This window comes from Niabella yanshanensis (assembly GCF_034424215.1).
GTDB classification, from domain to species: Bacteria; Bacteroidota; Bacteroidia; order Chitinophagales; family Chitinophagaceae; genus Niabella; species Niabella yanshanensis.
This window is the reverse complement of sequence record NZ_CP139960.1, coordinates 501,231-514,987: the sequence shown is the minus strand read 5'-3', so window position 1 is coordinate 514,987 and position 13,757 is coordinate 501,231. Positions and strand designations below refer to the sequence as shown.

General features: G+C 43.8%; 8 protein-coding genes. All 8 read right to left on the bottom strand.

The genetic code is table 11. The features are described from left to right. Positions 1–11: 11 nt before the first annotated feature. Positions 12–3,428 carry a SusC/RagA family TonB-linked outer membrane protein gene (locus U0035_RS01785; protein ID WP_114793249.1) on the bottom strand — a complete coding sequence of 1,139 codons (3,417 nt, stop codon included), beginning with the start codon at positions 3,426–3,428 and terminating at the stop codon, positions 12–14. A gap of 886 nt (positions 3,429–4,314) precedes the next feature. Beyond that, complete coding sequence (locus tag U0035_RS01780; RefSeq protein WP_114793250.1) at positions 4,315–5,514, bottom strand: DUF5009 domain-containing protein; 1,200 nt, start codon at positions 5,512–5,514, stop codon at positions 4,315–4,317. 4 nt (positions 5,515–5,518) lie between these two features. Continuing rightward, positions 5,519–6,304 carry a ThuA domain-containing protein gene (locus tag U0035_RS01775; RefSeq protein ID WP_114793251.1) on the bottom strand — a complete coding sequence of 262 codons (786 nt, stop codon included), beginning with the start codon at positions 6,302–6,304 and terminating at the stop codon, positions 5,519–5,521. Between the two features lie 60 nt (positions 6,305–6,364). Continuing rightward, positions 6,365–7,129, bottom strand: coding sequence for a ThuA domain-containing protein (locus U0035_RS01770; RefSeq protein WP_114793252.1), 765 nt, complete (start codon positions 7,127–7,129; stop codon positions 6,365–6,367). Between the two features lie 31 nt (positions 7,130–7,160). Then, the gene (locus U0035_RS01765; protein ID WP_114793253.1) at positions 7,161–8,942 is read right to left on the bottom strand and encodes a glycoside hydrolase family 9 protein; all 1,782 of its coding nucleotides are present in this window, start codon (positions 8,940–8,942) and stop codon (positions 7,161–7,163) included. A 1-nt stretch (position 8,943) separates the two neighbouring features. Then, a complete protein-coding gene (locus tag U0035_RS01760; RefSeq protein ID WP_114793254.1) occupies positions 8,944–10,380 on the bottom strand; it encodes a glycoside hydrolase family 30 protein in 1,437 nt (478 codons plus the stop codon). A gap of 47 nt (positions 10,381–10,427) precedes the next feature. Next, positions 10,428–11,870, bottom strand: coding sequence for a glycoside hydrolase family 30 protein (locus U0035_RS01755; RefSeq protein WP_114793255.1), 1,443 nt, complete (start codon positions 11,868–11,870; stop codon positions 10,428–10,430). Positions 11,871–11,916: 46 nt separating this feature from the next. Next, a complete protein-coding gene (locus tag U0035_RS01750; protein WP_245957852.1) occupies positions 11,917–13,674 on the bottom strand; it encodes a cellulase family glycosylhydrolase in 1,758 nt (585 codons plus the stop codon). Positions 13,675–13,757 lie beyond the last annotated feature (83 nt).

Genomic DNA, 13,757 nt, shown 5'->3' with positions numbered 1-13,757 from the left:
CTTTTACTCTTTTAGAAATTCAGGTTGATACCCATGTTATAAGTCTTGTACAGGGGGTAGCCCTGGTTCCCGAGATTTTCCGGGTCCCCCCAGATCTTTGCCTTTGACCAGGTGTACAGATTGTCTCCGTTTATATAAATACGGGCCGATTTCACACCTAAACGCGTCATAAAAGCTTTTGTAAGCGTGTAACCGATAGTCATATTTTGTAGCCGTGTATAAGAAGTATTGACCAGGAAATAAGTGTTGCCAGCATTCTCGGCGCCAAATCCGGAAGCGCCTTTATCATAGCTGGGCGATGGAAAAAGTATCTTTTCACCGCTGTTGTAACGATCCAGGCTGAAGCGGTACATATCTACCTCAAACAGCGCCTGCTGCTTGTCGAAGTGATAGGTGTTCATAGCGCCCCTGGCTACGCCCGCCATGCCCGCGAAAAGGGCTGACACATCAAATCCTTTCACACGGAAACCTAGCGTTACTCCATAGCTATAAACAGGAGCAGTTGAATATCCCTGCCTTACGCGGTCTTTTTCATTGATGAGTCCATCGCCGTTCACGTCGATAAGACGAATATCACCGGGCTGTAAAGCACGCCCGCCATAGCCCAGGTCTTTTATATACACCGGGTTACCGTTGATATCTGTATACGGATTACCATCTTTTAATGCGCGCACAGGTTGAGAAAGAATAGGATTTCCATTACCGTCAATGGCATACAACTGCGACCAGGAAGTGTACAAACCATCAGCTGTTAGCAATAGCTGCTGGCCATTAGGCCTGCCTGTGGAAGCCTGGTATTCCAGGCCGGGAAATACAGCTTCATCACGATAAATGATTTCATTTCGCTGTATAGCGCCATTGGCATTTAAAAAGAAGTTGAATTCGCCAATATTTTCATTGTAACGCACTTCGAAGTTATGTCCCCAGCTCTTTACTTTACCCAGGTTATAAGGAGGCAGGTTTGCTGCAACAATAGCGGGAACGGTTCCCCTGTAAGAAAGGATATTCGAACGGTTTCTTATAAAATATTCGTAGGTTACCGAGAGCTTACTCCTGAAAAAACGGGTATCCAGCGCCAGGTTTATTTCTTTTGATACTTCCCAGGTTACATTCGGATTTCCTAATGCAGCTTCATCTACCCCATTGATATAACGCGCTGTATTACGATCGCCAAAAGTATATCCTGTATTGTTTTTCCAGGTATCGGGTAAATACAGGTACCGGGCTCCTCCAATACGGTCATTACCTACTTCTCCATAAGATCCGCGCAATTTCAGGAAATTGAGTATATCATTTTTCTGGTAGAATTTTTCGTTGCTTATGATCCACGACCCGGAATAAGAAGGAAATAATCCATAACGTTTACCTTCAGGAAAATTTTCAGATCCGTTATAAGTAACGGCATATTCAAAAAGATACTTGCCATTATAATTATAGCCCAATCTCCCTGTAGTACCCTGGTAACCTGCGGGTAATTGAAACTGCAGGTTGGGATCGAAGCGTTTTTCCCTGTTGGCCAGTAGCATACCGGCAACCGCATGTTTGCCGAAGCTCCGGTTATAATTGATGGTTCCTTCTAGATACATTTTACGCCATTTACCCAGGAAGAAATCGGCGTTGATGCTGGGCGGCTGTAGTTCATTACGCTGGGATAAAATAGGATCGAGCGGATCGCCATTCGGATTGGGACGCATATCATATAATAAAGGCAGGTAGCGACCATAACTTCTGCTGGCAAAATAACTATCGTAAGAACCTATTACACGAACCTGCAAACCCGGAGTGATTTTATCGAGCTTGTAAGTAGCATTGATGGCAGAATTTAAAATACTGTTATTCGTTTTGTTCCAATAATTTGAATTCTCAGTGGCATACATCGGATTATAACGGTCGTCGCCATTAGCGCTAAGCGGAACCACGTATTTGCCATTTACCAAACCGGGTGAGCTCATAGGGAAAGCCCATAGAATTCTTTTCTCCCAGATATAAGCGTCATTATCCATTCCGCCGATGGTTACAAACTGTGTACCCAGGTTGAGTTCGATCTTAAAATCTTCAGTAACATCAAAGTCCAGGTTCCCACGCAGGTTATAACGCTTCTTGTTAAATTGCATGTCTTTATCATAGGCCATATAGTCGGTACGGAACAACCCATCCTGGCTTAAGTAGCCTAACGACACAAAATACCGCATGGCCTTACTCCCTCCCCGCATGTTTACATTAGCCTGGGATGTGCTGGTAGCGTCTCTGAACAGCATTTTCTTCCAGTCCGTATCGGGGTGAAAGTAAGGGTCATACCAGGGATTACGTTCTCCGTTTGCTAAAGTGGGTGTATGGGCATTTTGAAAATAGCGAAGGTCATTGTCAGTAAAATTGATTGCCCCATCGCTGCGCCAGTTGGCGTCACGTTTCCTGACAAAGTCCTCCCAGGTTTTTATATCCGGGTCCTTTGCGTGCTTTACCCAATAATCGCCCAATGCCTGTTCATTCAATAAGGTGGCATATTCATAAGAATTAACAAAGCGTGGTAAATTAGTAAAAGAGGAACGTGCGGTTTGGCCCGTAAAGTTAATGGAGGGCGATGTACTGTTTTGGCCACGTTTGGTAGTAATGAGAATAACACCGTTAGCCCCTCTTACACCAAAAACAGATGTTGCGGCAGCATCTTTTAAAATGCTGATTGTTTCCACTTCATTAGGATCAATATCATCGTAGGTATCCCTGGCAATTCCATCCACCATTATGAGGGGGGCTGTTTGGCCGGTATAGGTACCCGTACCGCGAATATTTAAAGAAGCTCCATCCGAACCCGGTTTACCTGAGCTCTGGATGGCTACCAGGCCGGCCAGCTGGCCCTTTAATGCTGTACTGATATTGGGCACGGGTGCTTTAACCAGCTCGGCGCCCGATACGGTACTTACAGAAGAGGTTAAAAACTCTCTGCGCTGACGCCCATAACCTACATTAATGATCACCGCATTTAAACTGTCCTCCACCGTTCGCATGACCACATCAATACGATTCCTACCCTCAACGGGTATTTCCTGGCTGGTATAGCCTACATAAGAAAATACCAGGGTGGCAGTTTCGTTAACATCAGATAACGAATACTGTCCCGAAGAATTGGTGGCTGTACCTATACGGGTATCTTTAACAGTTACTGTAACGTCGCTCAATGCAATACCCGAAGTATCAGTAACGCGCCCTACTATATCCAGTAACCGAAAGGTTGTTTTAAGGTTGATTTTGGATACCGAAGGCGGAATGGGTCCGCCGTTTATTTTGATCACTCCGTTTTTAGCATGTACCTCCTGCATACAGGAGGCAACTGTAAATAGCAGCAGCGTTGGAAGAAAAATCCGAAAGAACACATGGGGCGTTCTTTTTGTTTTTCGCTTTTTTAAATCAGCATACACCTTATAAAACATAATTTCCTGTGTTTGTACTTGTAAAGTGATTCTTTACATTTTTTTGTTAAAAAGTTTAGCTTAAGCAATGCAAACGATCTGGACTATGCAGACCGGTGGTTCATCGGAAGGGCAATTCATTTTTGTTTTTTTCTCATTTTCTCAATTTTGGTTTATTAATGGTAGTTCCTATCCAGCAGCATAAGTGACAGCATGGCGCTTCGCTTTTGGTGATAACCGGCACCTGATCGGGTGCTCAGGCCTTACTTCCAGGTTATGAATTCGGAACTTTAAACAAGCAATTATCTACCGGCTTTAATTTCTCCTTGCCGGATCATATCGGTATTATCCTTTTCATATAAAAATTATTGTGCAAGCATTACTGCATATGGCAACCATCCTCTTCCTGCCGTTAAACGGATCATCAGGAAGGAAGCGTTGGCATCAACAGTTTCTGACAAAGCATTATCGTTAAAAGTCAGGTACAAATTTGGTTTTCCAAGGGACTGATTCCAAAAAAAGCACTACGTTAAAAATACGTTAACGGAAAATTTAATTATTGATTATCAATTACATAATGTAATATGTGCACTTTTTTAACTACGCCTATATCATTTTACGAGAATACGCGGTTGTTTACTTAACCTATCGGGGTATCCTGCCGGTTGAAGTTGTTAGCTGATAAACAGTAGATGGGTTCAGGTGTAGATAAAAAACAAGGAAACCTAATTTAATACAGACAAAGCATATTGTTTTCAGGTAGAGGGTTTACCTGGCCCGGGATTAAATAATTCGATTGGTGGTGCACATTACCTTATTTGCCTTGCGGGCGATCAGCCAAACACGCACTAACTATCAGCAACGGCTTTTTCTTACCGGTTATTGTAAATATATAAAAGCCGACTTATTATAATTTTAGCTTTATATAAATCCTGGACAATGCATGAGCCAACAACACCATTACAATAGTCCAGGCAACCGAACCACCAACAGCCAATATCATACTTTGGTTTTGTTTGTAGAAAAACAGTGGAATGCTCCAACCCCAGCAGGCAAAATATATAAGATCCGGGGCCAGGTAAGTCGTTAGCGAATTTCTTCCGGCAATATTAAAAAGCCAGGCCCACTTTACCTTATTCAATATATCCGTACAATAATATACAAGGGTAAATAACAGTATGCTAATGCTATTGCAAAGCATGGCCCAACTGGGCGTACCATAGATCTTGGAAATAATAAACCAATTGCGGAGTACAAAACCGCCGATAAGTGACAGAGTTCCCGTAAGTATGAGCCATTTTAATAACTGGTTCTTTTGTTCCTTTTGTTGTTTGATTAATATGCCAATGGTTAAACCGGCCAGTACAATAGAAGGAACGTTGCCATTAAGCACCACACCCAATATCCGACCTGCGAGACCACCTATATGAAATATACCTGCTTGAGACAGCATATTTAAAATCACAAACAACATCCATGATAGCACCGCGAAAGACAGCCGATCTGCGATTAACAAATACACTAATGCCGCAGTAAGATACCCCCAACCAATGAGTCCCAGGATACCCCACCATCCGGTTTCCAGCCATCTCACATCTTCAGGAGAGCCAGCTTTAAAAATAAATACCAGGTAAATTAATAAGGTGAGTCCGAGTAATTGCAGTACTACAAACAGGGGTCGTAAACCTTTCTTTCGGGGATAAGCGTTCCATACCAGGAATACCCCCATATACATCAACACTTTCCATAATAGCTCGGGCATGCCTGTTAACGCTTCATTAACCCTGCTGCCATTCAACATTAAAATGCCGATGATCAATAAACTGGCGGAGCGAAACAATACATGTAACAGTAATTTGAATGAGCTATCTCCTTTTTTCTTTCTGGCGGCCATAGCATAGGGAATGGAAAGCCCGGCCATAAAAAGGAAGCCGGGAAATACCCAGTCCGCTAATCCCATGCCATCTGTTTCAGCTTTGGTATGAACCATCCAGGCTGGTACACCCGGTTCAAACAGATCATTAACAAATAGCATCAGGCAGAGCGTTATGCCCCGCATGATGTCGATGGAGAAGACCCTGCCCGAAGAAGGAGTTGTATGCGTCATGGTTCTACTTTTTAAATGGATCTCCCTTTTTATCGTTGGCTACCACCCATCGAAAAGCATCGATAATTAATTTGTTTTGGGTAGCATCAGAGAAAATATTGTCACCATGCCCCATGTTGAGGTAGATCATGCGGTAATCGGTATTGGTCCATACTACCGGGGTGTCTCCATCCGGCAAAATATCTTTGAGCCCCAAAGGATAATTGTCAACAGATAAGCTGGCCAATACTTTTACTTTTTTGTTGTCACGTGGGCTGGGTTTCCATTGGTACCATTCGTTCAGCGGAGCAATAAAAGTCGGCGGCAACGCTTTTGTTACCGGATGTTTAGTGTCTTCTATCACCAGTTTGGCTGGTAAGGGAGGCCAGCTGTTACGGTTAAATACACTTCCTCCCAGGAAGTTTACAAACCAGGGCCAGTTAGTGCTGCGGTCATTATAAGCAGCTACATGGAAGCCTAACCATCCACCACCATTTTCCATATACCTTTCGAACGCCTTCCTTTGTTCAGTACTATGGGGAAAATCGTTGATCATCATCAGCAGCTGGTAGTCTTTGATCTTTTCCTCAGTAAGATCGGACATACGGCTGGTGGTATCAAATACAAAGCCATTACCGATGGTCAATCCCTTGAAGAATTTAATAGCATCGTCTGCAAATTCAACATGAGCGCGCTCCACATGCTTATTGTAAAAAGCCAGTACTTTAAAACGAGGATACCGTTGCGCTTCTGCAATAATCGAAACGCTTACCAAAGCAATCGTTACAATCCATGAAATTCTTGTTTTCATTTTGATGTTTATATTTAAATTGAATGGATAATTGGTTGCGGTCTGCAAAAGGGGAATGGTTTATTTCTTTAATCCCCACCGGATAGCATTAGCAAACATTTGTGTAAAAGCCGGTGTGGCGACCAGCGAAGCGCTATGGCCTATCAGAAAATAAACATTTTTAGCTTTCTTTTTACTATTACTCCAGATGACCGGATGATCACCCATTTTTATATCGGATGCGGGTTGATAGCTGGACTCATCTACCGTTGCCAACACTCTAACATTAGGTCGTGGATTTTTATCAAATATATACCACTCATCGTCCGGGATGGAGAACATATGGGGTAATCCTTTCATCACGGGGTGACGGGCAGCTTCTATTATTACATTGCCGGTAGCTTTTTGGGCTATATAGGATTTGAAGCGGATGCCGCCCATGAAATCAGAGAACCAATTCCACATAGGATAGCCATCAAATTCTCCCAGCAAAGTGGCATGATGAAAACCGATCCATGCCCCCTGGCCCTGGTCGATATACCTTTCAAAAGCAGCCATTGTTTTAGGTGTCCAGTTATACGGTGGATAATTGAGTTGTATAAAAAGCTGATAGGCATTTAAAGAGTCATTTTCTATTTCGCGCGGATGGTTGATCACCTTCAGCTCCAACCTGTTTTTTTCAGAAAATGATTTTAACCATTCTAAAGCGGCAGCAACAAAGCCCTCATGACCACCGCCACGCTCGGTTAGTACCAGGACTTTGGCTTTGACGGGAGGCGCTGGCGGAGCCTCTTTTATTTCCGCCAGCAACAGGCCCCATAAGAGAAAGGCAAGCAATGTCTTCATTTATTTAAGTTTTGTTTGACAAGAAATGCCATTATTTTTCACGCGGCGCTAAAGCAGTAACAGCCTGCAAAAACCAGCCGGTATGCGGGATCCATTGCTCGCTCCATCGCCATTCGTTTCCATTATCCGCTACTTTAAAATCGATGCCTGTTCCATCGGCGTTACCGTCTTTGCCAGTGATTCCGTTTGATATGCCGCCTTTGCCTGAGCCGTGGCCATACATCGACGCCATATAAGGCACATTTTTATGACCATAGCCATACATCATACACATTCCATAAGGATTTTTCCCGAGTATCCACGATACCTGGTTGAATGCATACTTTACAATCTCAGCTTGAGCGCCCCATTCATTGTTAGCGGGGTACACCAGGCGACCGCCCGCAATCATCGCCGCTGTAAGTGATGCCAGCCGGGCATCCTCGCCCTGCCACCACCATCCGCTCTCATTGTCGTGCGGGATAAAAAAGCCTGATCGGACAACACCACCTGAACTGAAATGCTGACGGGCATAACCGAAGGGATTGACTGTAGCCTCCGTTACCTTCAGGTTATAGTCTACTGCCCTTTTAATGGTTGCCAATGCACGATTCCGCAGGTTCGCATCGTTTTCAATATCCAGGTAACGTACCAATGCCACAACCGGCAAACCCGCATCAGCGGCGTGCCAGAAAGGTCTGTTTTTATCATCGGCTATAAAGTAGCCCGTGGGGGACAAGCGCTTGTTCAGGTTGGCAGCTCTTTGTCTTGCTTCTGCCTGATAAATTGGCTTGCCGGTAGCCATCCAGAGCTCACTGGAAGCCATGAGCGCACAATAATCATCGATGATATTGTCTTTACCATCATCTGCATACTTTAAGTTGTTTACGGCTACATGCGCAAATGCTCTTTCTGCTCCGGCAAGATATTGAGCGGAAGTATAATCTCTATTCTTGTTCCACCTGGATATTCTCGCCAGGGCTGCTATGGCCATCCCGGCCCCCTCTCGCCATGCACACTGGTAATCGGAGGTGGTTTTACTATCGGCCAAAAGGCCCACTACCCTTCTTTCTTCGGGGTCCTTTTTGAAGTAAGAAAACAGTGTCATATAAAAATATCCCTCTTCGGCAAGCGATTGTAGTAAATAATCAGCGCCATATAAAGCTTCGTCCTTAAATGCGTCTTCTATGCCGGCCTTCTGTATAAAATCCGGCAGCTGCTCTGCAGTATTTATAAATGACCAGGTCACCATCGGTATTTGCTGGGGTAGCATAAAATTGGTATAAGCCAGGTGAGAGAAGTATTTGCTGACATCGCCCGAAGCATCACACCAGCCGCCCCTGAGATCCACCCTTTTATCTGATCCGTACAAAAGTACATGCCGATCGGCTCCCAGTTCTTCGGGGGAGTTGGCTCTCTGGCCCTGGAAGAACTGTAGTATAGCGGGTATGCCTATAGCGGGCAGCGCATTACGCTGAATGGAAAAATGACAAGAACTGTCCACGTTACCATCAAGCCTCACTACCAGGCAATAAGTCCCCGGCGTTTTGAAAGCAGAAAAATCGGCAACAGTATACCAATCATTAACAGACCAATCTTTTACCTGTTCTGAGGCTGGTAATAAACCGCTAAACACCAATTTCCGGCTGCTCTTTTCAAGCAATTCAAAATGGGTACGGCTTTTAACCGGGCTGCCTGTTTTGATAATGCCCGTTTTATATCCATTTTGTTCATAGGCTACCTGGTTAATAAAGATCTCAATAGTACCTGCATTTGCGCCAAAGTTGTGAAAGCAAAAAAGATAAGTTGCAAAGAAGACTAACCATTTCTTCATACTACAGGATAATTGTTTGAATAGAATGTGCGGGCGACTGCACCGCAACCGCATGATTGGCCATCCATAAATTATAGGTTAATGCTTCATTGCCTTTATTCATAACAATGACAGCAATGGTTCCGTCAGGATTTTTGAATGCGGTGGTTAACAGGTTGGTTCGGTTGGCTGCCGCTATAACACGTTGGGCCCCGGGACGAATAAACTTCGAGAAATGACCGATATAATAGTAGGCACTGGTATAAATCAGCTCATTGTTTTTAGTATGGGCATGTACCGGTGCAAAGCAAAAATTACCCACATGATTGGGGCCGCCGTTTTCATCCAGGAGTATATTCCAGTCTGTCCAGGCAACCGTACCTGCATTAAAGTCATTGATCATGGAAATACCATACCGCTCTCCCAGGCTCCAGTTATGGATGCTATCCATAGAAAACTTTTCTTTACAACCCTCGGTAAATATCAGGTTCTTGGTGGGAAAGGCTTCGGCTGTCCTTTTCAGGTTGTCAAACATCATATCACTACCCGTCCAGGTTTCGTACCAGTGAAATCCAATACCCCAAACATACTTAGCAACGGCCGGATCTTTTAAAGTAACGCTGGCGCGCTGGTACATCAGGTCCCGGTTGTGATCCCAAATAATCAGTTTTTTATCGCTCATACCGGCTTTTTGCAAAGCGGGTCCCAGGGCTGTTTTGATAAAAGCCGCTTCATCTTCAGCCGTGTAAATACAGCTTTCCCAGCGCTGTGTTGCCATAGGTTCGTTCTGTACGGAAAGACCCCAAACCGGCACACCCTCCTGCTTTAACGCGTTAATGTATTTTATATAATAGTTGGCCCAGGACTGATAATATTGTTTCAGCAGTTTACCTCCTGTAAGCATATTATTATTGTCTTTCATCCAGGCGGGGGGACTCCAGGGACTTACATATAAATTAAGCTGGCCACCGGCAGCTGATATAGCTTGTTGGATCATCGGGATTTTAAACTGCTTGTCATGCGTGATATCAAAACTCTTCAACGTTATATCGTTATCTTTTACATAGGTATACATGTCGCTGGAAAAATCACAACTATTGATATTGGTTCTTGCCAGCGAATAACCGATTCCATTGTTTAAATCGTAATAGGCTGTCAACAATTCCTGCTGCTTATCTTTTGAGAGTTTGGCAAAGGTCTCTGCAGAAGCATCGGTAATAGCGCCTCCGATACCTGCAAATTTTTGAAAGGTTTTAGAAGGGTCTACAAAAATGCAAACCTCTGTTTCTTTAGGCTGCTCCATGGGCGAAAATCCTTTGCCAGAAGCGGTTTTAGTAATCCTTTCTTTAGAATTTTCCGCTGTTGTGAAAATAGTAACCGTTCTTTCGGACAGCGGCGCCTGTTGTGCATTTGCAGCCAGGCATACAAAGACGGTACATAGTGAGATCCATTTGCTCATTAAAAGAATATTTATTGCTGATGTAATAAAAGTTGAGTAGTGATATGTTACCACACTATGGTGGCCACCGTATTGGCAGTGATGGTATAGGAAGCCTGTTGACCATTAAAATTGATGTTAAAAGCTTTATCCATATTTTGCTCATTAAGTACCAGCAGCACTTTCTTACCCTGCGGAGTTACAAATGCAACATTTGATAAGCCGTCAAGCTCGGTGCTCGAAACGCGCCGCGATCCATCCGGTATAAATTTGGATGCATGTGCAATAATATAATAACCCACATTCCTGTTTACCTGGTTTCCATTAATGGTTAAGGCGCCTTTGCATTGTGTACAACCACCTGGTGTATGGGGCCTGTAAGCCGGGTCGCTGGCCAGGTTCCATTCAAGGGCCACCCGGCTCCAGTTTTTCATAGTACCTATAACCACATTTTTAACATGCCATTTCAGGTCGCCATTGAAATTGCCTGTAGAGCCTGTCCATTGCTCTGTAAAGTAGAGGCGCTTATCAGGATGGGCATTATACACCTGGCTCATCGCATTTACATTACCTGCATAGAGGTGAAAGGCCGAACCATCAATATATTTTTTGGCCTCCGGATCATTGAGTATACTGATGGGATAATCTGGTCTGTCGAGGTTATGGTCGTATAAAATAATTTTTGTTTTGATATCAGCAGCTTTAAAAGCGGGTCCCAGGGCTTCTTTGATAAAATCTCTTTGCTGATCTGCGAGCATTAATAAGCTTGGATTATTTCCCGGATGCAAAGGCTCATTCTGGATAGTTAGGGCATCTATAGCAATCCCCTCTGCTTTCATTGCCTGTATATACTTTACAAAATATTGAGCATAGGATGCATGATATTCCCGTTTAAGGCTTCCTCCCTTGGTAGCGCCATTATCCTTCATCCAGGCTGGCGGGCTCCAGGGCGATGCCAGTATTTTTATTTTGGGATTAATAGCCAGGATGCTTTTCAATACCGGTACCAGGTCTTTTTTATCGGGAGCAATGCTGAATTGATCCTGCTGCACATCGGTTTGACCCGCAGGCAGATCATTATAGCTAAAAGCTGCCGGATCCAGATCAGAAGCGCCAACACTCACCCGCAGGTAGCTAATACTAATGCTATTTTCATCATTACCAAAAAGCTCCTGCAGCAAAGCAGCTTTTACAGGAGCACTAAGCTGGTTGATCAAGGTAGCACTACCCCCGGTTAATGTGTATCCAAAACCATCTATTCCCTGAAATGCCTGGCTACTGTCTACCTGTATAGCTGCAGTAGTTGCAGTTCCTGGCGAAAACCGGATGGTATTTACTTTTTTTAATAATACTGATGAATCAGCCTTGGTTACCCAAACCGCTAAAGAGCCATCTGATTCAAACGAAGGCAGTGGTGCACCGGCACCCGGACTGCCAGACTTATTGCATTGGGCATAAATAGAAACTAATGCAATTACACTAAAAGCAGCTATATTCCGTTTGTAATTCATACAATTTATTTAAGAATTTTAAAAGGTACCGATCCAACGAAGCCAATTATTTTTGTTTCAATGGCTCGGAGATGCTGAAATCAACCCACTCAAATCCGCCTTTGTCTGCATATATTTTTAACCGGTGCATGCCTTTTGTTAATCGTACCGGTGTGCTTTGCGTGCGGGTCCATTTTTTCGGATTGGTAACCGGAAGTACAACCCCGGTTAGTTTTTTTTCATTATCCAGGATGGTTAAAGACCCTCCTGTACTATCAGACCTGGTACGAAAAGCAAATTGATAATTGCCGCCGGCTTTTACAGAAATAGTGTATTGAAGCCATTCGCCATCCTGTATATGAAAAATATAGGGCTCATTATTTTCCATTTTGATATCAACACCGTCATTGCGGTATGTCCATCCGCGGTTACCGGCTGTATTAACGCCCGGTGTATAATGGTAGCTTGCGGTATCCCTGTCAAAATAGGCTACCCGCTGCGGCCCCATATCAAAATCCACCGCTTGAATAGTGGTTGCACCGTTATTTAATACATGCTTTTTAAAAGGTACAGCCGTATTAAATTGTACCTGCCTGAACATGGCATCGGCAACATCTGCGTGAAAAATATTGTTTTCCAACCTGGTATTGTACAGCCATTCTTCCAGGATATTCCAGGCTTCCTCTTTAGACAGCCTCGGCCCTTTACCCGACCAATCAGCCAGCAACCTGTTATAATCCTCGGGCTTTTTTATTTCAAAGGGATTATTAATGTTCATCTTTTTATGCTGCCACCAGGCCCATCCAATCCCATTATCCTCACATAGTTTTATAGCCTCTCTGAACCAGGTATTAGAATTTTCACCGGATTCGCCCAGCCATAAAGGAATATTGTACTGATCTCTCAGGTCCAGGAAATGCTGAATGGTGTTCACCGTATTAAAATTTCCATACTTATGAAAACTTAAGGCCATGTTATCATCCCATGGCGGAAGCATACCCTTGTAGTTGTTTCCAAAACCATTTCCTTCTATAATAATCAAATGCCTTTTATCCACTTCTCTTATGGCCCTGGTAATCTCCTGCGAAAGTTTTTTCAAAGGAATATTCTGTTGCTCGTTGGTGCCTCTTGTATCTTTTTCATCCTGGAATCCCCAGTTGGTTTCGTTCAATATATCATATCCGCCCATCCAGGGCTCATTTGCATAACGTGCGGCCAGCTTGGTCCAAAGAGCAATGGTCTTTTTTTGGTTAGCTTCACTTTGCCACAATGAGGGCTTTGATGGGTCGCGGTCCGAAATAGCAAGGTCATTTCCCTGGCCGCCGGGTGCTGCGTGCAGATCGAGAATCAGGTATATTTTGTTGGCGCTACACCACTTTAGTAAACTATCGGTGAGTGCAAAACCTTTCTCCAGCCAGGTATCGCTTCCAGCAATTGGTTCCTTGTCCACGGGTAGCGTGTATAAAGCATAATGCATGGGAAGCCTTATAGAATTAAATCCCAAAGCAGCCAATGCGTCAATATCCTTCCGCGTTGTATGTGTTGTCAGCCATCGCTCATAAAACTGCTCTGCTTTTTCCGCACCAACGGAAGCTTCTATTTTTTCGCGGATACGATATTGTTGTCCCAAAGCGCTTAAGCCATACATATAGCCTTCCTGTAACATCCAGCCGCCTAATCCCATTCCCCTTAAAATAATTTCCTTGCCACTTTCGTCCACTATCTTCTTACCATCGGCTTTCAAAAAGCCCTGGCCCATTGAATAGGAAGTCCATAAGCAACTCGTAGTAAACAGCAGCAGTCCTCTGACAAACTTTATCATCATATCGTTAGATTTTCTTATGGCATCCCGTGGATACCTTTTTTATAGTGTCTTTTAACTTCAGGTTTAAAATGGTATAATCATCT

Bases quoted from the DNA above. Each gene is read 5' to 3' on its own strand.
- U0035_RS01785 (WP_114793249.1), bottom strand. From the start codon at position 3,428: ATGTTTTATAAGGTGTATGCTGATTTAAAAAAGCGAAAAACAAAAAGA.
- U0035_RS01780 (WP_114793250.1), bottom strand. From the start codon at position 5,514: ATGACGCATACAACTCCTTCTTCGGGCAGGGTCTTCTCCATCGACATC.
- U0035_RS01775 (WP_114793251.1), bottom strand. From the start codon at position 6,304: ATGAAAACAAGAATTTCATGGATTGTAACGATTGCTTTGGTAAGCGTT.
- U0035_RS01770 (WP_114793252.1), bottom strand. From the start codon at position 7,129: ATGAAGACATTGCTTGCCTTTCTCTTATGGGGCCTGTTGCTGGCGGAA.
- U0035_RS01765 (WP_114793253.1), bottom strand. From the start codon at position 8,942: ATGAAGAAATGGTTAGTCTTCTTTGCAACTTATCTTTTTTGCTTTCAC.
- U0035_RS01760 (WP_114793254.1), bottom strand. From the start codon at position 10,380: ATGAGCAAATGGATCTCACTATGTACCGTCTTTGTATGCCTGGCTGCA.
- U0035_RS01755 (WP_114793255.1), bottom strand. From the start codon at position 11,870: ATGAATTACAAACGGAATATAGCTGCTTTTAGTGTAATTGCATTAGTT.
- U0035_RS01750 (WP_245957852.1), bottom strand. From the start codon at position 13,674: ATGATGATAAAGTTTGTCAGAGGACTGCTGCTGTTTACTACGAGTTGC.